The organism is Sphingobium phenoxybenzoativorans, assembly GCF_001757355.1.
GTDB classification, from domain to species: domain Bacteria; phylum Pseudomonadota; class Alphaproteobacteria; order Sphingomonadales; family Sphingomonadaceae; genus Sphingobium; species Sphingobium phenoxybenzoativorans.
Genome location: NZ_MINO01000062.1, coordinates 1 through 22,372, shown reverse-complemented (window position 1 = coordinate 22,372; position 22,372 = coordinate 1). Strand labels below are relative to the sequence as shown.

Below are 22,372 nucleotides of genomic sequence, written 5' to 3'. Positions count from 1 at the left end.
TCCGACACGGAATCCTCAGAAGCCGCCGGCCGCCTTGCGAAAGTGCGGGAGGGCATCGGCCGGGCCGCCGCCCTCGCCGGGCGCAAGGGCGATGACGTGACGCTGATCGCCATATCCAAGACGCATGACGCCGCCGCGATCGCGCCGCTGATCGCCGCCGGGCATCGCGCGTTCGGGGAGAACCGGGTGCAGGAAGCGCAGGGGAAATGGCCGCAACTGCGCGAGGCAACGCCGGGGATAGAGCTGCATCTGGTGGGGCAGCTTCAGTCGAACAAGGCGGCGGACGCGGTGGCGCTGTTCGATGTCATTCACGGGCTGGACCGCCCTTCCCTCGTCACCGCGCTGGCGAAAGCGATGAACGCGGCGGACAGACGCATTCCCTGCTTCATCCAGGTCAATATCGGCGCGGAGGAGCAGAAGGGCGGGTGCGCGATCGCCGATGTCCCGGCACTGCTGGCGCAGGCGCGGGATGCGGGGATAGAGGTCCCCGGCCTGATGTGCGTGCCGCCCGCCGATCTGGAACCAGCGCCCTATTTCGCGCTGCTGGCGAAGATGGCGCGTGACACCGGGCTGAGCGGCCTGTCGATGGGCATGTCCGGCGATTATGAAACGGCGGTCATGCTGGGCGCGACGCATGTGCGGGTGGGGACCGCCCTGTTTGGCGGGCGGGCGCCTTTGTGATGCGCATACGGGCTGACTGACGGTCCCTATCCTCGTTCGGGCTGAGCCTGTCGAAGCCCTGTCCTTACTTCAAAGAGAAGGACAGTCCTTCGACAGGCTCAGGACGAACGGAGGAAAGGTAAATTCTTAGAACCGCCCGCGCAGGGTGATGCCGTAGGTGCGTGGTTCGGCGAGGTAGGATGTGATGAGCTGGTTCGCCATCGTCGTGGTGCCGATACCAAGCTGGCCGATGGTCGAGTTGGCCGGGCTGCTGCTCTGCAGAGGCGCGCTGAAGGCGACCTGCTGGTAATTCTGGTTGAAGATATTCTGGCCCCAGAATTCCACCGCCCATTTCTGTTCCGGCCCGCGAATGCCGATGCGGGCGTTGACGACGGCGAAGCCATCCTGCGCCTTTTCCGGGAACAGGTCGGACCCGGTGTTGAAATCGCTGGTCATGCGGCCGTCGACATAGACGAGGCCGGAGAGGCCGCTCGATCCCAGTTCCGGCGTCCAGGCCATGCTGGCGGTGGTGACGATTTCCGGCGCATTGGAATTGATGCTGCCGGGCAGCAGGAACAGCGCCGGGTCAAGCGGCACTGAACCGTCGCCGCTGCCGACCAGCCGGTTGGCGAATTTCGCGCGGGCATAGGTGAGGCCGCCGGTGACGGTGAAGTTGCGCACAGGCGAAGCGGTCAGCTCCAGCTCGACGCCCTGGCTGATCAGGCCGGGCTTCACATCGCTATTGTCGCAGGTCCGGGTGGCGCTGAGCGCGCTGCCGCAGCCGTTGATATTCTGAACGACGAAGCTGGTGCCGTTGAAGGTGTTAAGCTGAAAGTTCGAAAATTCCTGACGGAAGGCGGCGATGTTGGCGCTCCAGTGCCGCTGGCTGAACTTCAGGCCAAGCTCATAGGCGTTGACCTTCTCCGCCGCGAAGCGGAGCGAGGATGCGTCCGCGTTCGTCCGGGGCGAGAATACGGCGGGAACAGGGTTCAGGCCCGTACTGCCCAGTTCGAACCGGTCGAGATTATAGCCGCCCGCCTTATAGCCACGCGAATAGCTGGCGTAGAGCAGCAGGTCGTCGGTCGCCTTGTAGGAGAGGACGCCGGTGCCGGAGAACTCGCCATCCTTGAAGCCGTCCTGCAGGTCCAGCGCGTTGAGCGCCGGGCTGCCATTGCCGAGACAGCCCAAGGTCAGGATGCCCTGCGCCAGCGACGCGCCAGCGCCGAAGGCCGGGTTGGTCGCAACGTCATAGAGATCGTTGGGCGCGCCGGGGCGGCGGACCTGCAGCGCCGAACAGACGGCATTGTCATTGTTCAGATCGGCCGAGAAACGCTTGCGCTCATGCGTGTAGCGGACGCCCACGGTCAGATCGAGGCGATCGGTGATGTGGAAGATATTATGCGTGAACAGCGCCCAGTTGGTGCTTTTCTGGAAATAGCGGGAGTCGACGTCGCCTGCATTGCGGATCGACGACAGCGCATCCAGCCCCGGCACCAGCAGCGGAGCGAGCGCGCCAAGCTGCGCCGTGACCGCCGCCCGCGCCGTGGGGGTCATGCAGCCGGGTGACGCGGGATTGAGCAGGCCGGCGGTGAGCAGCGGCGATTGCGTATTGCCCGTGCCCGCCAGCAGGCGGCAGGCGGCGAAGGGACCATAATCATTGCCGAAGCGGATATTGTCGCGCAGCGTCAGCTTCTCATTGGCGTAATAGCCGCCGATCAGCCAGTCGAGCTTGTCGCCAAAGGCCGAACCCTGCAGCCGCAATTCCTGCGTGAAGGTCTTGAACTGGCGGAAGGTGCCGGGATCGCGGTAGAGAAGGTCTGCGGTGTTATAGTCATAATCGCCAAAATCCTGCGACTTGTAATCGCGATAGGCGGTGATGCTGGTCAGTTTCGCGCCGCCGAAATCATAATTGATCTCGCCCGAAACGCCCCAGTCCTTGAGCTTGCTGACATAATCGCGGCCCGGCGTGATCGACAGGTTGCGGCTGAAGGGATCGCCCGGATTGGGGAAGAAGCCGCCCTGACGCTGCAGGATGGTGGCGATGCGGTTGGAGGGGTTGAGCGTGTAATTGTTCGGCGCGGTGCCGACCTTTTCGCCGGTGTCGATATAGGCCGCGCCGCAGCAGCTTTCATCGCGGTTGGTGTAATCGCCGATGATGCGGACGGAGAGGGCGTCGGTCGGTTCGAACAGCGCCTGTCCGCGCAGGAAATAGCGGTTGCGGTCGTTGGTGTCGCCGACCTTGTTGCCACTGGTGTCGACCAGATCGTAGAAGCCGTCACGCTTTGAATAGACGCCGTCCAGGCTGAGGGCCAGGGATTCGGTGATCGGGCCGGTCACGCGGCCGGAAAGACGCCAGAAGTCATAATTGCCGTAGGTAACCTCGCCATTTGCGCCGAAATTGAACTCCGGCTTCTTGCTGACGATGTTGAGCAGGCCTGCCGAGGCGTTGCGGCCGAACAGCGTACCCTGCGGACCGCGCAGCACCTCGACGCGCTCAATTTCGCCCAGTTCGTTGAGGCCAGCGCCGGTGCGGGAGCGGTATACGCCGTCAATGAACACCGCGACCGAGCTTTCCAGGCCCGGATTGTCGCCGACGGTGCCGATGCCGCGGATGCGGGCGGAGCCGTTCGCCTCGCTGCCCGTGGAGGAGACGAGCAGGGACGGGGCAAGCTGGTTAAGCTGACGGATGTCGCTGGCGCCGCTGTTCTGGAGCGACTGGGCGGTGACCGCCGAAACGGCGATGGGGACATCCGACAGCGGGCTGGCGCGGCGGGTCGCCGTGACGATAATGTCATTGCTGGCCATGTCGTCCTCGGCCGCCTGCGGTACCTGCTCAGCGCCAGCCTGATCCTGGGCGTGGAGGGGAAGGGCGATCGCGATTGCGAACATGGCTGCGCCGGTCGACAGCGACCGTAGACCCGTTTTCATGATGCATCTCTCCTGCTGCGCACCCTTTCTGGATGCGTCGATTGGTTCGAAGGATAAGCGAAATCTGGGGCGACAATCAAAGGGAAGTGGCGGATTTCTGCGGTTGTGCGCCACTTCTGCAACAGTGGGGCAGGCGCGGATGAAGCGTCCGGCTTTTCCGTAACGTCAAGCGTCGAGGGGAAAACGGAGCAAACGGCCGGAAACGGGCACAAGCGCCTCTGCGCGGGCGCCCACCGCCTTGCGAATCGCGTCATGGCCCGCATCCAGACCTCCCGTCAGCGCCCCGAACGCAGGCATCACCAGTTTCCCCGGCCCACGCACGAAGCAGCGGCGCGACACATTGCGCCCGCGCAACGATAAACGCAGTTTAGGATGAAAGTGTCCCGATACCTCCGGTCTGGACTCAGTTGGGTCCGCTTCATGCCGCAGGATCACCCCGTCCACCTGCGCCTCCACGACGATCCGCCCGCCCATCTCCTGATCCAGACCGGCGTCATGATTGCCGGTGACCCAGGTCCAGTCGACCGCCTGCGTCAGCGCAGCGATCCGCGCCCGGACATCGGCGGGCAGGCGGGCCGCGCCGCCCCTGTCATGGAAACTGTCGCCCAGGCACCAGACCTCCCGCGCGCCGGTTGCGGCGACCAGCGCCTCGACCGCATCGAGGGTCGCCGCACTATCATAGGGCGGTAGCATCTGGCCAAGCCGCGCAAACCAGCTCGCCTTTTCGAAATGCAGGTCGGCCAGCAGCAGCGCACGCCGCGATGGCCAGAAAAGCGCGGCCTGCGGCAAGGCGATAAAGTCGTGACCAGCGAACGAAAGGGGAACCATGGGTCCGCTATGCGCGCCACGCGACGGGGTTTCAAGAGGAGAAGCGGCAGCCTATAGGGCCAGCATGACGCCAGATGTCCCCCCGGATGGCCCGTTTCAGGTCGCCGCGCTCTACCGCTTTGCCCGGTTCGACGATCCGGAGGCGTTGCGCGCGCCGCTGCGCGCCTTGTGTCTGGAGGAGGGGATAGCAGGCACGCTGCTGCTGGCGCGCGAGGGGATCAACGGCACCGTGGCGGGACCGGAGGCCGGGATCGCGCGGCTGATCGCGCATATCCGTGCGCTGCCGGGATGCGACGGCCTGGACGTCAAATATTCGACGGCCCCGGCCATGCCGTTCGGCAAGATGAAAATACGGGTCAAGCCGGAGATCGTAACGCTGCGCGCGGGCGATCTGGACCCGGCGGTCAATGCCGGCGTCCATGTCGAGCCGCGCGACTGGAACGCGCTGATCGCCGATCCCGACACCATCCTGATCGACACGCGCAACAGCTATGAGGTGGGCATCGGGACATTCGACGGGGCGATCGACCCCGGCACGAAATTCTTCAGCGACTTCCCCGCCTGGTTCGACGGGCTGGCGCGGGATCTGGAGACGCAGGGGCGCAAGCCGAAGATCGCCATGTTCTGCACCGGCGGCATCAGGTGCGAGAAATCGACCGCCTATGCAAAGCAGCAGGGCTTTGATGAGGTCTATCACCTGAAGGGCGGCATCCTGAAATATCTGGAGGAGGTGCCCGCTTCCGAAAGCCGGTGGCAGGGCGATTGTTTCCTGTTCGACGAACGGGTGGCGGTGACGCATGGGCTGGCGCCGGGCGAGCATGCGCTGTGCCGGAAATGCGGCAGCCCGGTGCGGACGGAGGCGCTGGACGGACATGTGGCGGGCTGTACCGGGAATGACGACTGGCAGGCGTAGGGATTTGAAGTCGGTTACTTTGCTTCTCTGCCGTTCGCCCTGAGCCTGTCGAAGGGCTGCATTACTAAGGAAGAAGGACAGGGCTTCGACAAGCTCAGCCCGAACGGGAGGAGAGCCCTGCCATCGTAAAAGTACGCCCCCTTAGGCAGGGCGAAGCCTGATCAAGGCGTCGAAAGCGACGGCGAATCCAGCGGCGGCGCATCCAGCAGCGCCAGTTGCCGCCCCGCGGCCGCGCCCTGATCGGGCAGGACGAAATCCACCCGGCGGCGGCCGAAATCGATCGCCACGCGATTGAACCCGCGCAGCACGTTGATGCCGAGCAGCAGGGCGGGTTTATCCTCCAGATCCAGTTCCCTGAACGGGCTGGCGTCGGCGAAGATGACCGGCACGTCCTTGATCACCACGCCGCCCATCTTGATCTGGTGGATGAAGCCCCATTGGCCCAGCAACTGTTCGCCAGTGACGCTGGTGATCGAAACAGTGCCGGAATAGGCGCCGGGCTTCTTGCGGGCGAGCTTCGCCAGCAGGGCGGGGTTGCCGATGCTATATTCCGATCCGGTGTCCAGGATGACATGGACTTTCCGCCCGTCGGCATTGGAATCGACGAGGATGAGCTGGCCGAGCTTCGTCCGCGCCTCGACGATGATCGTGTCCGAATCCTCCCGCTTGGGCGTCGGCGCGCTGGGGGTGATATTCATCTGGCCAGTGCGGAAATTGAGGACCAGCCGCTTGCGCTTCAACCCGTCGAGGCCGAGCAGGCCCGGCGCGCCGATATGGTCGCCCGCAAAGACCGGGGCCTGCACGCCGGTCATCCGGCTGGAGCCGAAGGACAGGTCCGGGACAGTCACCGTGTCCACATCGCTAAGCCCCGTCATGCTGAGCACCTTCACCCGGTCGCTGGCGGCAAGGGCAAGGCGGGCGGCGAGTTCGCGCGACAATACGGTGCGCTGAGACCCCGTATCGATGATGAAATCATAGGGACCGGAGCCGCCGATGCGGATGGGAATGGTGATGCGGTCGGACTTGTCGACACCGGTCCGCACCAGGGCGGGCGGATCGTCGGGATCGAGCGAAGGCGCATCCTGCGCAACGGCAAGCGCGGGCGTCATGATCGCGATCAGGGCCAGCGCCTTCCGGAAACGTGACATGGCACACCTCCTCCCGAATATCTTGTCGGGCGAGTGTATCACGTATGCGGGACACCCCCAAATCGATTCGTGGTGAATGGGGTGTGGTTATTGATAACCGTTCGTCCTGAGTAGCCATTGAGCGAAGCCGAAATGGCGTATCGAAGGATGGGAGCTTCGGGCGAGGATGCTTCGATACGAGCCTTCGACTTCGCTCAGTCTCTACTCAGCACGAACGGGGGTGGTTCCTTAATCCACCCGCATCGCTTCCTCGACCAGCGCCTCCGCCTCGATCAGCAGGGCGTCGTCGACATCATGCTGGGCAACGCTTTCCCGGCCGATCAGGATCAGCACGGGAACGGCGAGGGGGCTGACCCGTTCAAGGTCAATATGGAGCATGGTGCCCGCCGCGCGGTCGATCAGGTCGCCCAGCCGCCCGACATCCGTCATCCGCGCCCGCGCGTCCGCCCATGCGGCCTTCAGCAGCATATGGTCCGGCTCATATTTGCGCAGCACGTCATAGATGAGGTCGGTGGAGAAGGTGACCTGACGCCCGGTCTTGCGCTTGCCGGGATGCTGGCGCTCGATCAGGCCGCTGATCACCGCCACGTCGCGGAAGGCGCGTTTCAGCAGGCTTGATTGTTCGACCCATTCGACAAATTCATGGTCGAGGATATCGGGCGTGAACAGGCTCTGCGGATCAGTGATCGGTTTCAGGCCATAGACGGCCAGCGAATAGTCGTTCGACACGAAACCGATGGGCATCAGCCCCTGCGCATCCATGCGGCGGGTGAGCAGCATGCCGAGCGATTGATGCGCGTTCCAGCCCTCAAAACTATAGGCGACCATATAATGCCGCCCTTCATGCGGGAAGGTTTCCACAAGAAGCTGGCCCGGTTCGGGCAGGGCGGAGCGCAGCTTCTGCATCTCCAGCCATTCGCGCACATCCTCCGGGAAACGGTGCCACTCTCCGGGACTCGCGAGGAAGCGGCGGACGCGATCGGCAAGGCGCGTGGACATCGCCATGCGGGTGCCGCCCCAGCTTGGGATGCGGGCGGGACGGGTGGTGGCGCGGACGATAAGGTCGGTGGTGTCCATCCGCACCACCTCCAGCGAGATGCCGGAGAAGAAGAAGCAGTCCTTCGGCGCGAGTTGCGCGGCGAATCCTTCCTCCACGGTGCCGAGCTTGCGGCCGTTGGCGAAGCGCACGTCCAGCACCGGCTGATCGACGATGATGCCTGCATTCATGCGATGCTGCTGGATGAAGCGGGGGTGGGAGACGCGCCAGGTGCCGTCAGGATCGCGCACCAGCCGCTTGAACCGGTCGTAAGCCTTTAGCGCATAACCGCCGCCCTCGATGAAATTGAGGACGTTGGAGAAAGCTTCATCGGTAAGCGCGCTGTAGGGCAGGGACGAGCGTATCTCCGCCAGCAACGCCTGTTCATCGAACGGCGCGGCGCAGGCGAGGCCCATGATATGCTGGGCAAGCACGTCGAGACCACCGGGGCGGAAATCGTCGGCGTCGCGTTCGCCCGCCTCGACGGCGTCCAGCGCGGCCCGCGCCTCCAGATATTCGAAGCGGTTGCCGGGGATCAGTATCGCCTCGCTCGCCATGTCCAGCCGGTGATTGGCGCGGCCGATGCGCTGGAGCAGGCGCGAGCTGCCCTTGGGCGCGCCCATCTGGATCACGCAATCGACATCGCCCCAGTCGACGCCCAGGTCGAGGCTGGCGGTCGCGACCAGCGCGCGCAGCTTGCCCGCCGCCATCGCGCTCTCAACCTTCCGCCGCGCTTCCCGCGACAGGCTGCCATGATGGATGCCGATGGGCAGCGTCTTGTCATTGACCGACCAGAGTTCCTGAAAGATCAGTTCGGCAAGGCCGCGTGTGTTGCAAAAAACCAGCGTCGTTTTGCGCCGCTCAATCTCCGCCATCACCTGCGCGGCGGCATATTTGCCGCTATGCCCGGACCAGGGCACGCGCCCCTCCGGGATCAGGATGGAGATGAGCGGATCGGCCCCTTCCTCGCCCATGACCGCCGTCACCAGATCGATATCGCCATCGGGGGCCAGCCAGGCACGATAGGCGTCCACGTCCGACACCGTTGCTGACAGCGCCACGCGGCGGAGGGCGGGATTGATCGCCTGTAGACGGGCGAGGCAGAGGTTCAGAAGGTCGCCGCGCTTCTGGGTGGCGAAGGCGTGCACTTCATCGACGATCACGGTGCGCAAATTGGCGAACAGGGTAAAGCTGTCGGGATAGCTGAGCAGCAGGGACAGTGATTCGGGCGTGGTCAGCAGGATTTGCGGCGGACGGGCGCGCTGGCGCGCCTTGCGGTCGCTGGGCGTGTCGCCGGTGCGGGTCTCGACGCGGATCGGGACGTCCATCTCCGCGATCGGGGTCAAGAGGTTGCGTTGCACATCGACGGCCAGCGCCTTGAGCGGGGAGACGTAAAGGGTGTGCAGGCCCTCGACCGGATGATCGATCAGGTCGGCGAGGGTCGGGAGAAAGCCCGCCAGCGTCTTGCCCGCCCCGGTCGGCGCGACGAGCAGCGCGTGCCGGCCCGCATCGGCGGCGGCCAGCATGTCCATCTGATGCCGTCGCGGCGTCCAGCCTCGGGCGGCGAACCAGTCAGTAAGGGGTTGGGGAAGCCGTGCGGCCATCGTGACAGACTAGACCTGCTCCAGTTTGGAAGAAAGCGCGCTCCTGCGACCCGAAGGGCGGGAAGCCAACGCAGGAGCCCAGATCGGGCGGTGGAACTGGACTCCTGCTTTCGCAGGAGCACGCCGAGTCTTCGGCGACCACGGCAAACGCCTAAACATTTCTGCGCGCGCCAAGTTCAACGAGCAAAAAAAAGCCGCCCCGAAGGGCGGCTGAAAGTTTTAGGAGAGGATGCCTGAAAGGCACGATCTTTGTGCGCTGCAGCAGCGGTTATCGCAAATGCGAAAAACAGATTCCCGATTGCAAAGATTGCAACCGTTCCGTTTTCCGGGCTTTCCGTAACGTAAACTTCACCATCTTCTGCGGAACTTTTTTACGTTTTACGCTTTGTCTGGCCTCAATGCGCCGCTTGCGGACCGCGTTTCAGACCCGACTCGGCGAGCTGCGAATCGATCTGCTCCATGAGTCGCGCCAGACCCGCCTCATCCTTTGCCTCGGCACGGGCGACCAGCACGTCCTGCGTGTTCGACGCACGAAGCAGCCACCAGCCATCGGGCGTGTTGACGCGCGCGCCGTCCGTATCGTTGACCGTCGCGCCCGCCGCCTTCAGCCGCGCCAGCACTTCGTCGATCACAGCGAATTTGCGGCTTTCATCGACCTGGAAGCGCATTTCCGGCGTGTTGACCATGGCGGGCATCGCGCCGCGCAATTCCGTCACGCTCTTGCCCAGCGAAGTCGAGGCGCGAATCAGGCGGATCGCCGCGTAGAGCGCGTCGTCGAAACCGTAAAACTGATGCTTGAAAAAGACATGGCCGCTCATCTCGCCGGCGAGCGGGCTGTCGGTTTCCTTCATCTTCGACTTGATGAGGCTATGGCCCGTCTTCCACATGAGCGGCTTGCCGCCAAGCTCGGCGATCCGGTCGTAGAGCGCCTGGCTGGCCTTCACGTCCGCGATGATGGTGGAGCCGGGCAGCTCCTTCAAAACCGGTTCGGCATAGATGGACAGGAGCTGATCGCCCCAGATCACCCGGCCCTCGCCGTCGATCGCGCCGATGCGATCGCCGTCGCCGTCGAACGCGACGCCGAAGTCGAGCTTCTTGTCCGCGACCAGCTTCTTGAGATCGACGAGATTCTTTTCCTCGGTCGGATCGGGGTGGTGGTTGGGGAAATTGCCGTCGACATCGGTGTAGAGCGTGTAATGTTCGCCGGGGATCAGCTTGATCAGCTTCTCGACGATCGGCCCGGCGACGCCGTTGCCCGCGTCCCAGCCGATGCGGTAGGCCGCGCCGTCGAAATTCTCCATCAGCCGCGCGACATAGCGGTCCATGATGTCTACGGTCTCGCTGCCCGCTGTGCCCTCGTCCCAGTCGCCCTCGGCCGCCATCTTGCCCAGGCCCTGAATGTCCTGACCGAAGAAGGGGCGGTGCTGGAACACCATCTTGAAGCCGTTATAGTTGGACGGGTTGTGGCTGCCGGTGATTTCGATGCCGCCGTCAACGTCCAGCACGGCCTCGGCATAATAGAGCATCGGGGTCGGGCCTTCGCCGATCCGCACGACATGGATGCCGCTGTCGTTCAGGCCCTTGACCAGCGACGCCTCCAGCACCGGCGAGCTGGTGCGGCCGTCATAGCCCACCGCCACCTTGCTTCCGCCCGCGCGGCCGATCAGCGTGCCGAATCCCCGGCCGATGGCATAGGCGTCCGCCTCGCCCAGCGTTTCGCCGATGATGCCACGGATGTCATATTCGCGCAGGGAAGTCGGGTGGAAGTTGTGCGTCATAGATCGTCCTAGTCTCTGGATGGGATGCCCTTTGCGGGCTGTGAACAGCTTAGCGCGACCCTTTGGCGTTTTCATGATGCTGCAGCAGGGTGTCCCGCGCGGCATTGATCTTGGCGGCCAGTGCCTCGGTTCCACCCCGGTCGGGATGGACGGAGGCTATCAGGCGGCGATGCGCGGCACGAATCGCGTCCGCATCGGCATCGCGAGGCAGACCTAGCAGGGCGCTTGCCTCGGCAACAGCGTCGTTGGGCGCGGGCGGAACCGGTTTCGTCCCGCTTTTGGGCGCTCTGGACAGGGGCTGTCTCTTGCGCCGGATACGCAGGGCGAAATAGCCGGCGGACAGAATGAGCGGCAGCGCGCCGATCACGGGCTTGCCCTTCGCCGCCAGAACAGCGCCGACAATGGCCAGGCCAAGCGCCATGCCGTCCTTGCCGCTCATCCGCTGCAGCCGCCCGGTCCATATCAGCCAACCGGCCAGACCCATCAGCAGCATCGCGAATATGGCCATCAGGCGGCGCCCAGTTCCTCGCGCTCGGCGACGGTGGGCAGGGCGAATCCGGCGACCATCTCCCGCAGCTCCTGCCGCGCGGCGATGTGGCTGATGCCCAGGTCGCCCAGATGGCCCTTGTCGAGCAGGGTCAGGCCGGACGGGAACAGTTCCCGGAAGATCACGCGCTCCGACAGGCCGGGAATGACGCGGAAGCCGACCCGGCGGGAGAGTTCCATCAGCGCGTCGCCGACCCGCTTCTTGTTGCGGGCGTCATGATGCTGGACGCGGTTGCGCAGCACCACCCAGTCAATCGATACGCCGTCGCTCTTGGCCCGCTCCTTGCGCGCCTCGAAGATCAGTTCGGAATAGAAGCTGAGGCGCTTCACCTTGAACGTCTCCGGGTCAACCTGCCCGATTAGGTCGAAATCGACGAAGCTGTCGTTGATCGGCGTGACCAACGTGTTGGCCTTCGCCGCCATAGCGCGCGCCATCGGATCGTCGCGGCCGGGCGTGTCGACGATCAGGAAATCCCGGCCCACGCCAATCGCTGCGCATTCCGCCTCCAGCGCGTCCACGCTGTCGCCCTTCAGCACGGAAAAGGCGGGCGTGGGCAGCGCGATGCCGCGGCGGCGCGCGGTTTCGGCGCGATTCTCCATATAGCGGGTGACCGTGCGCTGGCGCGGATCGAGGTCGATGATGCCGACATCATAACCCAGCGCGGACAGGGCGACGGCGGTGTGCACCGCAGTCGTCGACTTGCCGGTGCCGCCCTTTTCATTGGCGAAGGTTATGACATGCGGGTTCGCCATTGGACCGTATATTCCCCAGAAATTCGCCCCGGATTAAGCCGCCGAACTTGACCGCCATCATCGAGGCTGCCTAGCAGGTCGCCAGACCATCGCCCTTATCGGAGGCTCGGCCCGCGTGCAAATCATCCGTGACCTTGACACACTTCGCGCCGCCGTTTCGGCATTACGCGCGGCCGGCGGCTCGATCGCCCTGGTGCCCACGATGGGCGCGCTGCATGAAGGGCATATGGCGCTGGTCGCCGAGGGCGCGGCGCGGGCGGAGCATGTCGTCGTGTCAATCTTCGTCAATCCCAAGCAGTTCGGCCCGAACGAGGATCTGGACGCCTATCCCCGGCAGGAGGCGCAGGACGCAGCAATGCTGAAACAGGCGGGCGTGGCGATCCTGTGGGCGCCGACGGTGGACGTCATGTACCCGGCGGGATTCGCCTCCACCGTGTCCGTCACCGGCGTCAGCGACGAACTGGACGGCGCAGCGCGGCCCGGCCATTTCGACGGGGTGGCGACGGTCGTGACCAAGCTGTTCAATCAGGTCCGCCCCGATGTCGCCCTGTTCGGGGAGAAGGATTATCAGCAACTCGCGGTCATCCGCCGCATGGTGACGGATCTCGATCAGCCGCTGGAGATCGTCGGCGTGCCGACCCGGCGGGCGGCGGACGGCCTCGCGCTCTCCTCCCGCAACGTCTATCTTTCCGCGGAACAGCGCAAAGCCGCGGTGGCTTTGCCGGACGCCCTGAACGACGCAGCCCGGCGGATCGCGGGGGGCGAGGCGGCGGCGGCAGTGCTTGCGGAGGCGGTGGCGTCGCTTGCGGAGGCGGGCTTCGGCCCGATCGACTATGTTGAGTTGCGCGACGCCGCGACGCTTGAGATATTGCCTGTCCTGAACCGGCCCGGCCGCCTGCTGGCGGCGGCGCGGATGGGCAATACGCGGCTGATCGACAATATTGCGGTCGATCCGGCTTGAGGCCCAAGGCGCTGAAAAAGAGCCATTAACCTTCGCGTGCTACCAAAGTCGTAAGCTCCGCCCCTCATCCCATCCTGTTGTTAACCATTTTTTATGGTCTGGAGGCGAATTTCGCATTCGCGGGATAGCAATGGTCGCAACCGTAAATTGGTAATCCATTGTGGGGGTTTGGGAAGATCATGGGAATCAGCATCAAGAGTGCAGAGTTTCTGCTGGCCAGCCGTATGGCCGAAGCCGCCGGCGGATGCGCCGACGCCTGCTACGATCTGGGCATGGCCTATAGCTGCGGCACCGGCGGTGTCGACGTTGACCTGATCGCGGCGCATAAATGGTTCAACCTCGCGGCTCTCCGCGGCATGGAGGAAGCGCAATATTGCCGCGCCGACGTCGCCGAGGAAATGTCCGGCCGTGAAATCGCGGAGGCCCAGCGCCTCGCCCGCGCCTTCATCGCAGAAACAGGCCGCCGCGCGGCCTGAGGCTTTCTCTCTGCGAATACGGCTTTCGTGTTCCTGCGAATGCAGGAACCCAGGGCCGTTCGCGCTGCGCCTAGAACTCTGGACTCCTGCGTTCGCAGGAGAACGGGAAATGAGAACCTAACCCTTCCGGAACGGCGCGCGTTCCTCCAGCCATAGCCGGTCCTGCTGGACGCCCATGCGCTCACGCTCGATGAAATCGGCGATGGCGCGGCGGAAGCTGGGGTTGGGGATATAATGCGCCGACCAGGTGGGCACCGGACTGTAGCCGCGGGCGAGCTTGTGCCCGCCCTGCGCGCCTGCCTCCACCCGCGACAGACCCCGCGCGATGGCGGCGTCGATCGCCTGATAATAGCAAAGCTCGAAATGGAGGAAGGGCACCTCCTCCGTACATCCCCAATAGCGGCCATAGAGCGTGTCGCCGCCGATCATGTTGAGCGCGCCCGCGATCGCCCGGCCATCCCGCATCGCCAGCATCAGCAGCGTGCGGTCCGCCATCCTTTCGCCCAGCAGGGAAAAGAAGGACCGGGTAAGGTAAGGCCGCCCCCATTTGCGCGCGCCAGTGTCCTGATAGAAGCGCCAGAAAATGTCCCAGTGGCTTTCCTGAAGATCCGCGCCGGTCAGGTGCACGACCTCCAGCCCCTCCACCGCCTTCGCCCGTTCCTTGCGGATATCCTTGCGCTTGCGGCTGGACAGGTCGCCCAGAAAATCCTCGAACGACGCATAGCCGCGATTGGCCCAGTGGAACTGGCTGTCCTCCCGGATCAGCCACCCGGCCGCCTCGAACAGGGGAAGCTGCGATTCCTCGACGAATGTCGCGTGGGCGGAGGAGAGTTCGTTCCGGTCGACCAGCGTTTCCGCCGCCGCGATCAGGGCAGGGGCAAGCGCGGGATCGCGCAGCAGCAGGCGCGGACCGGGCACGGGGGAGAAGGGCGCGGCGATCTGAATCTTCGGATAATATTCGCCGCCCGCCCGGTGCCATGCGTCGGCCCAGCCATGGTCGAACACATATTCGCCCTGGCTGTGCGTCTTGGCATAGGCGGGCAGGGCGGCGGCGATCCGGCCGTCCGGCCCGTCGATCAACAGGGGTAGCGGCTGCCAGCCGGTGTCGGGGCCGACGCTGCCCGATTCCTCCAGGATCGACAGGAAATCGTGCGAGACGAAGGGATTGTCCGGCCCGGCGCAGGCGTCCCACTGATCCTTCGGCACCTCCCGGACGCCGCCCGCGACCCGCGCGGTCACGGAGACATCAGCCATCGCCGGGAATCTCGAAAATGCTTTCATCGGCGTGGGCGAAGGCCACCTGCTCCGCCGCCGCATTGCGCACCGTCCAGGTCAGCACCGGCAACCCCCGCTGGCGAGCGCGGGCGGGAAAGCGTGAGGGAAGGTCGCGAACGTCATAGGCAAGGAAATCGGGTTTCGCCTTCCAAAGGGCAAGGGTGCGCTCGGCCCGACCCCGCAATCCCTGCTTGCCTTCCTCCGTCACGACCAGGCCGCGCACGATATGCGGCGCTTCCCGCCTGAACCATGATGCGACCAGCGGATTGAAGGACATGATGGCGACCGGACCGCGATATCCCTCCAGGGCCCGGCGGGTGGCGCGGCAGATGCGGACGACATTGCGCGTCGGCGCCTTCACCTCGATCAGCAGGGGGGCGCGGCCGTTGATGCGGTGAAGCAGCGTATCGAGGCGCGGCAGCGGCTCGCGCGCGCCGGACAGGATCACGGCATCCAGCAGGCTGGCCGCACGATCCGCCAGCTTGCCCTTTTCCGCCGTCAGCCGGTCAAGATCGGCATCGTGAAAGACAAAAGCCACGCCATCCTGGCTGGCGCGCACGTCGCATTCCATGCCATATCCCGCGGCAATGGCGGCGTCGAAGGCGGCGAGGCTGTTTTCGACCAGCCCTTTGCCATGCAGCCCGCGATGGGCGAAAGGCTGCGCCCTCAGGAAAGCGACCCGCGCCGCATCAGGCGCGGGTGAAAGACAGGAATCAAGCCGGGCGAACGGCGACAATGGCGTCGATCTCGACCGCCGCGCCAAGGGGCAGGACGGGAACGCCCACGGCGCTGCGCGTGTGCTTGCCCGCATCGCCGAAGATGGCGACCATCAGGTCCGACGCGCCATTGGCGACCTTGGGCTGATCCGTGAAGCCATCGGCGCTGCTGACGAAGGCGCCGAGCTTCACGATCCGCTCCACCCGGTCCAGCGACCCCAGCGCCGCCTTCATCTGCGCGACCAGCATCAGCCCGCACTGGCGCGCGGCGTCCACGCCATAGTCCAGATCCCGGTCATCCCCCAGACGGCCGGTCATCAGCCCGCCATCCTTGAAGGAAACCTGACCCGAAATGTAGAGCAGGCCGCCAATCTCCACAGCCGCCACATAGGAGGCGACGGGCGCGGCGGCCTGCGGAAGAGTGATGCCGAGTTCGGCGATGCGTGCGTCAATGCTGCTCATGCGCCGTCAATGCGCATGGACGGGGCAGGGGTCAAGCGGCTTGTGGCCGCCCCTCCGCAATCCGGGCGCGTATCCATTGTTCGGCGCTGGCCCAGTCGTCTATCCGGGCATGGGCGGCCTCCGCGGGCGGGACATTCACGGCAATCTCCGGCTCCCCGACCATATGCAGCCGCCAGACATCGGGCGCATGGTCGGCGACCGACTGGTGATGAATGCCCAGATCATCGATGAAGAAGGCGACGCTGGGCTGATGTTCCGCAACGATGGCGGCCAGCGGCGGCCCTTTGCCGCCCTGATTCCAGTGCACCCGGTGATGAACGCCGAGCTTGCGCAGTTGCGCGATCCGGCCCTGATGCTGCGCCTCGCCGATATTGGTGAGCACCTCGATATCCGCGATCTCCGACAGGTTCGCCAGCGCCTCCAGCGCGCCGGAAATCGGCATCTGGCGATCCATCGCCGTGTCGAAAAACTCGACGAGCAATGTCCAGATCAGCTCCCGCTCCAGCGGAATACCGCTGCTCTTGTGGCGCAGCGCGTCGGTAAATTCCTGTCCGCGCATGTCGAAATGCACGTCATGCGTTTCATCCAGCCAGGCCCGGAACGGCACGACCATGTGCAGCAGCACCTCATCGCAATCCGTGATGATCAGCGGCCGGTTCATGCGCCAAGGGTCCGGCGCGCATTGACCAGGGCGACGGGCGGAACATCGATCGCCTCCGCACAGGCCAGCAGATCGGGTTCATGGCTTTCGAGGAAGCCGAGCACCGCGTCCAGCATCGCGGGATCGCCGATCCCGGCGCGCAGGGCGTCAGCGTCCAGACCCGTCAGGGCCAGCAACCGGTCCGCCCGCCGCTCGTCGGAAAGCAGCCAGCCAAGCGCGAGCAGGGCAAGCGTGTGGGGATCGGCGATCTTGCCATTTGTCTTGTCGGGGAGCATCCAGTACGGCCTTCAATCGGGTCGATAATTCGGAGCAACTGGTGACAAAGCGCGTGCTCGTTGTCGAGGACAACGAACTCAATCTGAAACTTTTCTGCGACCTGCTGCGCGTGCACGACCATGAAGCGCTGGGCGTATCCGACGGGCGGGAGGCGCTGGACCAGGCCCGGTCGTTCAAGCCCGACCTGATCGTCATGGACATCCACATGCCGCATGTCAGCGGCCTGGACCTGATCATGTCGCTGAAGAAGGATGCGGCATTGTCGCCCGTGCCGGTAATGGCCGTCACCGCCTATGCCGGGAAGGGCGACGAGGACCAAATCCGGGAAGCGGGCGCGGAAGCCTATGTCTCCAAGCCGATATCGGTGATGAAGTTCATCGACGTTGTGAACGGCCTGCTCGACCGCCCGGCGCAGGTGGACACAGAATTGTAACCTAGCTTACCGCGAAACGACACGGTCCCGTCCCGAACCCGTCATTACCCCCTGCCAATGCCATTCCCCGCGAGCCTGGCATCCGCCCGGCTGCATAATTTCCTATCAGGGGGAATGCCATGTCCTACATTACCGATGAAGCGCGCGCTCCGTGGCGCGCGCTGGAACCCACGATCGACCTGCCGGGCCAGAGCCTGGAGGAGATCGTCGCCAACAATCCCGGCCGCCGCACGATCCTGAAGAACGGCCTGCTTGGCCTGTCCATCCTGCCGATGATGGGCGCGCTCGCGGCCTGCGGCGAGGATGACGGCACGTCGACCCCCGCGCCCGCACCTACCCCGGCGCCCACGCCTACCCCGACCGCCAGCTACGCCATCGCCTTTTCGTCCGTTGCGTCGAGCCGCGAGGACAAGGTGACCGTTCCCGCCGGTTACACCGTCGACGTGCTGTTTTCCGCAGGCGATGTGGTCGAGGCAGGCGCGCCGGGCTACAAGGGCAGCTTCCAGCCGTCCAGCGAGACCGAAAAGCAGGCCGGCGGCAATCATGACGGCATGGAATTTTACGAACTGGTCGGCGTCGATCCCAATGCGGGCGGCCTGCTGGCGATCAACCATGAAGTCGCCGACGCCAATATCCTGTTCGCGGGCAGCTATAATGCGGCCACCGCAACCGCCGAGCAGAAGGCGCTGGTATTGTCGGCCGTGGGCGTTTCGGTGATCGAAGTCGCCAGGGGCGCCGACGGCAAATGGGCGGTGAAGGCCGGTTCGAAGTATAACAAGCGCTACACCGGCAATTCCTTCTACACGCCGAGCGGCCCGGCGGCGTCCGCCCTGTCGGCCAGCATCAAGGGCACGCTCAACAACTGCTCCAGCGGCCGCACGCCGTGGGGCACCTACATGACGTGCGAAGAAACCACGAACAACTATCTCGACCCGACGCAGCCCAACAATGATTATGGCTGGGTCGTCGAGCTGGACCCCTATGCCGAGCTGACCAGCCTGCCCAAGAAGCGCACCGCGATGGGCCGGTTCAGCCATGAAAATGTCGCCTATATGGCCGACAGCAGCAACCGGGTCGCCTTCTACATGGGTGACGATACGACGCCGGGCTGCATCTACAAGTTCGTGCCGTCCGCCGCCTATTCCTCGACCAGCCGCGCGGCCAACACCGACCTGCTGGACAGCGGCACGCTCTATGTCGCGCGCTTCAACGCCGACGGTTCGGGTGAATGGCGGGAGCTGACCCAGGGCAAGAACGGCCTGGTCCCCGGCGCGACCGATCCGGGCAATGTCAGCCAGGGTCCGGCGACGCCCGTCACGGTGAACTTCGCCACCCAGAGCGACGTGCTGATCCGCACGCAAGCGGCCGCCCGCGTCGCCGGCGGCACGATCATGGACCGCCCGGAATGGCTGACCGTCGCGCCCGACAACAGCGCCGTATACTGCACGCTGACCAATAACAGCAGCCGCCAGGTCGCCGATGCCGCCAACCCCCGCACGGGTAACCGCAACGGCAGCATCATCAAGTTCAAGGAGAATGCCAATTCTCCGCTGGCGACCAGCTTCACCTGGGAAATCTTCGTGCTGGCGGGCGACCCGTCGCTGAGCGCGGCCAATGGCGGCAACGCCAATCTGGTCGGCAACATCAACGGCGACACCTTCTCCAGCCCCGACGGCCTGCGCATCGACCCGAAGGGCCGCATGTGGGTGCAGACCGACCACAGCATCACCAGCACGTCCGGCGTCGCCGGCAAGGCGCTGGTGGACGTGTTCGGCAATAACGCGATGTTCCATGTCGACCAGACCACGAAGCTGTCGAAGCGCTTCCTGGTCGGCCCGGTCGGCTGCGAGATCACCGGCATCGCCTATACGCAGGACCTCAAGACCTTCTTCATCAACATCCAGCATCCCGAAGGCGCCTGGCCGGTGGCGGGGGCGCAGCCGCGTTCCTCAACCATCGTCGTGCGCCGCACGGACGCGCAGCCCGTGGGCAACTAAAGGCAGTATCTGAAATACACTAGAACCGTTCGTACTGAGTAGAGACTGAGCTTGTCGAAGGCTCGTATCGAAGTACGTTGCGCCAAGCGCTGATCCTTCGATATGCCATTTCGGCTTCGCTCAATGACTACTCAGGACGAACGGGTTATTCAGGGCCTGCTTGGTACCTGGGTATCCCGGTCCACGGACATGCGAAAAGGCCCGCTCCGAAATGCCGGAGCGGGCCTTTTTCGTCATGCCGCATCGTCACCCCGAAAGGGGCGGCGCGGGCTTACTTGATCTTGGCTTCCTTGAACTCGACATGCTTGCGCGCGACGGGATCATATTTCTTGAAGCTCAGCTTTTCCGTCTTGGTGCGCGGGTTCTTCTTCGTGACGTAGAAGAAGCCGGTCTCGGCGGTGCTGACGAGTCTGATCTTGACGGTGGCTGGCTTGGCCATGACCCAATCCTTGAAAAATCTGTCGAAAAATAAAGGCGGCCCAATGGGACCGCCCCGTTTCTGCGCTGCCCATTGCTGCAGATTCCCGCGCCTGTCAAGTTCGGAGTCAGTGCAAGGCGGCAACAGCCGCCGGATTTGTCCCTGAAAGCCGGGCTTCTTTACCCTGTCTTAACCATGCCGGCGCATGATCCCTCATGGGGAAAAAGGCGGGGGGTTAAGCTGATGAAATATGACGCCATGCTGATGGTCCGCACGGACATAGTGAACCGCATCGATTCGCTGGCGGCCCAGCGCGGCCATCTCAGCCTTGCCCGGACATGCGAGGAAGTGGACGGCATCCGCCATATCGCCCGCACATACGGCCTGGAGCCGGTGGAGCGCCTTGCCTCCATGCTTGAATCCGCGCTTGCGCTGGACGGCCATGGCCCGGTGGTCCTCTCCTATCTCGACCTGATGCGCGACGCCGCCGGGTGCGAACAGGCGGGGCCGGAAATCAACACCGCCTATCTCGCCGCCATGTCGGTGCGCATGGGCGCCTGACGCCCCCTTAAAAGCCCCTTAAAAGAAATGGACGCGCTGCTATTGGCCCTGCTGGCCTGTCTCCTCGTCGAGATGGGCGATCGCTGCCAGTTGCTGACGCTTGCCCTGTCGGTCCGCTATCGCAACCGCGCGGCGCTGATCGCGGGCATCATCCTGGCCGCCTTCGCCAACGCGACACTTTCCGCCATTGCCGGGGGGCTGCTTTCCAAGACGATCGGGCCGGACGCCCGCACCCTGCTGCTCGGCCTCGCCTTCCTGTTCGGCGGCGTGGGGCTGCTGATGCCGGTCAAGCGGCCGGACCTGCTGACCGGGTGGCGAATCGGGCCGCTGCTGACCAGCGGGCTTGGCCTGTTCATCCTGGCGTTCGGCAACAGCGCCCAGTTCCTGACCGCCGCCATCGCCGCGCGGACGGCCGATCCGGTGCTGACCGCGATCGGCGCGGGCATGGGCATGTCGCTGGCCTGCATTCCCGTCATCCTGCTGAAATCGCAATTCTTCATCGGCCTGCCGCTGCGCTGGATCCGGCGGATCGGCGGAATCCTGTTGCTGATCGCCGGAGCCGCTATGGGGCTTGGCGCGCTCGGCCTGCTCTGATCGACGATATCGATCAAACAGAGCGAAGTTTCTCCTTCGATTCTGCTCCGGTTGATGGCACCAAGCTGCTAGTCGATCATTATGTAGGCGAAACCTTTCATACCCCCAGGAGGACATATGACCGCCCAGCAGCTCAAGACGCCAACCGACCTGAAAAGCAACGCCACCAAGTCCGTGGCGGAGGCGCTGAACGGCGTGCTCGCCGACAGCTATGCGCTGTATTTCAAGACCAAGAATTTCCACTGGCACGTGTCCGGCCCGCATTTCCGCGACTATCACCTGATGTTCGACGATCAGGCGACGCAGATTCTGGGCACGACCGACCTGATCGCCGAGCGGGTGCGCAAGACCGGCAATGTCACGCTGCGGTCGATTGGCGACATCAGCCGCCACCAGTCGGTGAAGGACAATGACGCCGACTATGTCAGCCCGGACGATATGCTGGAGGAGCTGCGCCAGGACAATCTGGCGCTGGTCGAAGCGCTGCGCGCCGCCAAGGCCGCCGCGACCGAAGCGGGCGACAATGCGACCGAAGGCATTATCGACGACTGGACCGACCAGGCCGAGGAACGCGCATGGTTCCTGTTCGAAGCCGGGCGCAAGGGGTGATTTGGTTTCAGATTTGCCCTGCCTTAAAGCACGGGACGTCAGATTATATTGCCCACATTCGTCCGGGCGGAGCTTGTCGAAGCCCTGCACTTCCTTGAAGAAAAGGACAGCCCCCTTCGACTGCCAGCCCGCGGCAGGCGCTCAGGACAGGCTTCGACAGGCTCAGGGCGAACGGAGGCGGGGTGATCTCGCTCTGACGCGAATCTGCTTCAAGTCTGACGGAACTCCATCCAGCCGACACACAGACATACAAAAAGGGCCGCCATTTCTGGCGGCCCTTTTTTTCATTCCGTAAGCCGGATTATTCGGACTTCGGCGCCAGGTTGACGGCGGCATATTTGCCGCGGCGGTCGACCTCCAGCTCGAAATCGAGCCGGTCGCCCTCGTTGAGCGCGCTCATGCCCGCACGCTCGACGGCGCTGATGTGCACGAAGGCGTCCGGCTGTCCATCGTCGCGTTGAATGAAGCCGAAGCCCTTCATCGCGTTGAAGAACTTGACGGTGCCGCTGGCCTTCTCACCGGTGAGCTGGCGCTGCGGGCCGCCACGGTCGCCACCGCCGGCCGGACCGCCGAAGCCACCGGCGCGCGGTTCGCGCGGGGGGCCGCGATCCGTCACGGGCAGAGGCTCTCCGTCGATGACCAGATCGGTCGCCGACACCTTGCCGCCGCGATCGACGAGGGTGAAGCCCAGTGGCTGACCCTCGGCCAGACCGGTCAGGCCAGCCTGCTCGACAGCGCT

At 64.5% G+C, this 22,372-nt stretch carries 23 protein-coding genes; 9 read left to right on the top strand and 14 right to left on the bottom strand.

Annotation, left to right across the window (positions count from 1 at the left end; all coding sequences use genetic code 11):
- Positions 1–681 (top strand): YggS family pyridoxal phosphate-dependent enzyme (locus tag BHQ40_RS19735; RefSeq protein ID WP_253183418.1); only part of this gene is annotated, 681 nt, incomplete at its 5' end.
- A gap of 126 nt (positions 682–807) precedes the next feature.
- Here the strand turns inward: BHQ40_RS19735 and BHQ40_RS19730 are convergent.
- Together BHQ40_RS19730 and pdeM are read right to left on the bottom strand one after the other, a co-directional pair.
- Positions 808–3,588 (bottom strand): TonB-dependent receptor, encoded by a 2,781-nt coding sequence (locus BHQ40_RS19730; RefSeq protein WP_070157546.1) that lies wholly within the window; start codon positions 3,586–3,588, stop codon positions 808–810.
- Positions 3,589–3,753: 165 nt separating this feature from the next.
- The gene (gene pdeM / locus BHQ40_RS19725; protein WP_070157545.1) at positions 3,754–4,416 is read right to left on the bottom strand and encodes a ligase-associated DNA damage response endonuclease PdeM; all 663 of its coding nucleotides are present in this window, start codon (positions 4,414–4,416) and stop codon (positions 3,754–3,756) included.
- Between the two features lie 64 nt (positions 4,417–4,480).
- On the opposite strand from pdeM, the gene trhO reads away from it, so the two are divergent.
- Complete coding sequence (gene trhO / locus BHQ40_RS19720) at positions 4,481–5,329, top strand: oxygen-dependent tRNA uridine(34) hydroxylase TrhO (RefSeq protein WP_070157544.1); 849 nt, start codon at positions 4,481–4,483, stop codon at positions 5,327–5,329.
- 161 nt (positions 5,330–5,490) lie between these two features.
- Here trhO and BHQ40_RS19715 read toward each other — a convergent pair whose 3' ends face one another.
- The 5 genes from BHQ40_RS19715 to BHQ40_RS19695 all read right to left on the bottom strand — a co-directional run bounded on the left by BHQ40_RS19715 (position 5,491) and on the right by BHQ40_RS19695 (position 12,194).
- Positions 5,491–6,477: an aspartyl protease family protein gene (locus tag BHQ40_RS19715; protein ID WP_070157543.1), complete on the bottom strand. Its 987-nt coding sequence runs from the start codon at positions 6,475–6,477 to the stop codon at positions 5,491–5,493.
- A 228-nt stretch (positions 6,478–6,705) separates the two neighbouring features.
- The gene (locus BHQ40_RS19710) at positions 6,706–9,117 is read right to left on the bottom strand and encodes a ligase-associated DNA damage response DEXH box helicase (RefSeq protein WP_070157542.1); all 2,412 of its coding nucleotides are present in this window, start codon (positions 9,115–9,117) and stop codon (positions 6,706–6,708) included.
- Positions 9,118–9,512: 395 nt separating this feature from the next.
- Entirely contained in the window at positions 9,513–10,895 is a 1,383-nt protein-coding gene (gene pgmG / locus BHQ40_RS19705; RefSeq protein WP_070157541.1) for a phosphoglucomutase/phosphomannomutase PgmG, read from the bottom strand.
- Positions 10,896–10,944: 49 nt separating this feature from the next.
- Positions 10,945–11,403 (bottom strand): DnaJ domain-containing protein, encoded by a 459-nt coding sequence (locus BHQ40_RS19700; protein ID WP_070157540.1) that lies wholly within the window; start codon positions 11,401–11,403, stop codon positions 10,945–10,947.
- Positions 11,403–12,194, bottom strand: a complete 792-nt coding sequence (locus BHQ40_RS19695) for a division plane positioning ATPase MipZ (RefSeq protein ID WP_070157539.1) — start codon at positions 12,192–12,194, stop codon at positions 11,403–11,405. Before BHQ40_RS19695 ends, BHQ40_RS19700 begins: the two co-directional genes overlap by 1 nt.
- 115 nt (positions 12,195–12,309) lie before the next feature.
- Between BHQ40_RS19695 and panC the strand changes: the two genes are divergently transcribed.
- A complete protein-coding gene (panC, locus tag BHQ40_RS19690) occupies positions 12,310–13,155 on the top strand; it encodes a pantoate--beta-alanine ligase (protein ID WP_070157538.1) in 846 nt (281 codons plus the stop codon).
- Between the two features lie 179 nt (positions 13,156–13,334).
- On the top strand, positions 13,335–13,631 hold the full coding sequence (locus BHQ40_RS19685; RefSeq protein ID WP_070157537.1) for an SEL1-like repeat protein: 297 nt from the start codon (positions 13,335–13,337) through the stop codon (positions 13,629–13,631).
- A 117-nt stretch (positions 13,632–13,748) separates the two neighbouring features.
- On the opposite strand, the gene BHQ40_RS19680 is transcribed toward BHQ40_RS19685, so the two are convergent.
- Genes BHQ40_RS19680 through BHQ40_RS19660 form a run of 5 tightly spaced genes read right to left on the bottom strand, consistent with a single transcriptional unit; the run spans position 13,749 to position 17,020 of the window.
- Positions 13,749–14,885 (bottom strand): GNAT family N-acetyltransferase, encoded by a 1,137-nt coding sequence (locus BHQ40_RS19680; RefSeq protein WP_070157536.1) that lies wholly within the window; start codon positions 14,883–14,885, stop codon positions 13,749–13,751.
- The gene (locus tag BHQ40_RS19675; RefSeq protein WP_070157535.1) at positions 14,878–15,642 is read right to left on the bottom strand and encodes a glycerophosphodiester phosphodiesterase family protein; all 765 of its coding nucleotides are present in this window, start codon (positions 15,640–15,642) and stop codon (positions 14,878–14,880) included. Before BHQ40_RS19675 ends, BHQ40_RS19680 begins: the two co-directional genes overlap by 8 nt.
- A complete protein-coding gene (locus tag BHQ40_RS19670) occupies positions 15,620–16,084 on the bottom strand; it encodes a RidA family protein (RefSeq protein WP_070157534.1) in 465 nt (154 codons plus the stop codon). Before BHQ40_RS19670 ends, BHQ40_RS19675 begins: the two co-directional genes overlap by 23 nt.
- A gap of 31 nt (positions 16,085–16,115) precedes the next feature.
- Positions 16,116–16,745 (bottom strand): hypothetical protein, encoded by a 630-nt coding sequence (locus BHQ40_RS19665; RefSeq protein ID WP_070157533.1) that lies wholly within the window; start codon positions 16,743–16,745, stop codon positions 16,116–16,118.
- Complete coding sequence (locus BHQ40_RS19660; protein ID WP_070157532.1) at positions 16,742–17,020, bottom strand: DUF3572 family protein; 279 nt, start codon at positions 17,018–17,020, stop codon at positions 16,742–16,744. The genes BHQ40_RS19665 and BHQ40_RS19660 overlap by 4 nt, the downstream gene beginning before the upstream one ends.
- Positions 17,021–17,061: 41 nt before the next feature.
- On the opposite strand from BHQ40_RS19660, the gene BHQ40_RS19655 reads away from it, so the two are divergent.
- Positions 17,062–17,454, top strand: coding sequence for a response regulator (locus tag BHQ40_RS19655; RefSeq protein WP_171905907.1), 393 nt, complete (start codon positions 17,062–17,064; stop codon positions 17,452–17,454).
- Between the two features lie 119 nt (positions 17,455–17,573).
- Positions 17,574–19,451 (top strand): PhoX family protein, encoded by a 1,878-nt coding sequence (locus tag BHQ40_RS19650; protein WP_070157531.1) that lies wholly within the window; start codon positions 17,574–17,576, stop codon positions 19,449–19,451.
- A gap of 271 nt (positions 19,452–19,722) precedes the next feature.
- On the opposite strand, the gene rpmG is transcribed toward BHQ40_RS19650, so the two are convergent.
- Positions 19,723–19,890: a 50S ribosomal protein L33 gene (gene rpmG, locus BHQ40_RS19645; RefSeq protein WP_070157530.1), complete on the bottom strand. Its 168-nt coding sequence runs from the start codon at positions 19,888–19,890 to the stop codon at positions 19,723–19,725.
- Between the two features lie 222 nt (positions 19,891–20,112).
- On the opposite strand from rpmG, the gene BHQ40_RS19640 reads away from it, so the two are divergent.
- The 3 genes from BHQ40_RS19640 (at position 20,113) to BHQ40_RS19630 (ending at position 21,633) form a co-directional block, all read left to right on the top strand.
- Entirely contained in the window at positions 20,113–20,430 is a 318-nt protein-coding gene (locus tag BHQ40_RS19640) for a hypothetical protein (RefSeq protein ID WP_070157529.1), read from the top strand.
- 27 nt (positions 20,431–20,457) lie between these two features.
- Positions 20,458–21,024: a TMEM165/GDT1 family protein gene (locus tag BHQ40_RS19635; protein ID WP_070157528.1), complete on the top strand. Its 567-nt coding sequence runs from the start codon at positions 20,458–20,460 to the stop codon at positions 21,022–21,024.
- Positions 21,025–21,141: 117 nt separating this feature from the next.
- Positions 21,142–21,633 (top strand): Dps family protein, encoded by a 492-nt coding sequence (locus BHQ40_RS19630; protein ID WP_070157527.1) that lies wholly within the window; start codon positions 21,142–21,144, stop codon positions 21,631–21,633.
- Between the two features lie 301 nt (positions 21,634–21,934).
- Here the strand turns inward: BHQ40_RS19630 and BHQ40_RS26895 are convergent.
- Positions 21,935–22,372, bottom strand: a 438-nt coding sequence (locus BHQ40_RS26895; RefSeq protein WP_290438441.1) for a cold-shock protein, incomplete at its 5' end; no start/stop codon positions are given.

Bases quoted from the DNA above. Each gene is read 5' to 3' on its own strand.
- BHQ40_RS19650 (WP_070157531.1), top strand. From the start codon at position 17,574: ATGTCCTACATTACCGATGAAGCGCGCGCTCCGTGGCGCGCGCTGGAA.
- BHQ40_RS19680 (WP_070157536.1), bottom strand. From the start codon at position 14,885: ATGGCTGATGTCTCCGTGACCGCGCGGGTCGCGGGCGGCGTCCGGGAG.
- BHQ40_RS19670 (WP_070157534.1), bottom strand. From the start codon at position 16,084: ATGAGCAGCATTGACGCACGCATCGCCGAACTCGGCATCACTCTTCCG.
- BHQ40_RS19710 (WP_070157542.1), bottom strand. From the start codon at position 9,117: ATGGCCGCACGGCTTCCCCAACCCCTTACTGACTGGTTCGCCGCCCGA.
- trhO (WP_070157544.1), top strand. From the start codon at position 4,481: ATGACGCCAGATGTCCCCCCGGATGGCCCGTTTCAGGTCGCCGCGCTC.
- BHQ40_RS19730 (WP_070157546.1), bottom strand. From the start codon at position 3,588: ATGAAAACGGGTCTACGGTCGCTGTCGACCGGCGCAGCCATGTTCGCA.
- BHQ40_RS19630 (WP_070157527.1), top strand. From the start codon at position 21,142: ATGACCGCCCAGCAGCTCAAGACGCCAACCGACCTGAAAAGCAACGCC.
- BHQ40_RS19635 (WP_070157528.1), top strand. From the start codon at position 20,458: ATGGACGCGCTGCTATTGGCCCTGCTGGCCTGTCTCCTCGTCGAGATG.
- BHQ40_RS19640 (WP_070157529.1), top strand. From the start codon at position 20,113: ATGAAATATGACGCCATGCTGATGGTCCGCACGGACATAGTGAACCGC.
- BHQ40_RS19700 (WP_070157540.1), bottom strand. From the start codon at position 11,403: ATGGCCATATTCGCGATGCTGCTGATGGGTCTGGCCGGTTGGCTGATA.
- BHQ40_RS19685 (WP_070157537.1), top strand. From the start codon at position 13,335: ATGGGAATCAGCATCAAGAGTGCAGAGTTTCTGCTGGCCAGCCGTATG.
- BHQ40_RS19695 (WP_070157539.1), bottom strand. From the start codon at position 12,194: ATGGCGAACCCGCATGTCATAACCTTCGCCAATGAAAAGGGCGGCACC.
- BHQ40_RS19665 (WP_070157533.1), bottom strand. From the start codon at position 16,745: ATGAACCGGCCGCTGATCATCACGGATTGCGATGAGGTGCTGCTGCAC.
- pdeM (WP_070157545.1), bottom strand. From the start codon at position 4,416: ATGGTTCCCCTTTCGTTCGCTGGTCACGACTTTATCGCCTTGCCGCAG.
- rpmG (WP_070157530.1), bottom strand. From the start codon at position 19,890: ATGGCCAAGCCAGCCACCGTCAAGATCAGACTCGTCAGCACCGCCGAG.
- BHQ40_RS19715 (WP_070157543.1), bottom strand. From the start codon at position 6,477: ATGTCACGTTTCCGGAAGGCGCTGGCCCTGATCGCGATCATGACGCCC.
- BHQ40_RS19660 (WP_070157532.1), bottom strand. From the start codon at position 17,020: ATGCTCCCCGACAAGACAAATGGCAAGATCGCCGATCCCCACACGCTT.
- pgmG (WP_070157541.1), bottom strand. From the start codon at position 10,895: ATGACGCACAACTTCCACCCGACTTCCCTGCGCGAATATGACATCCGT.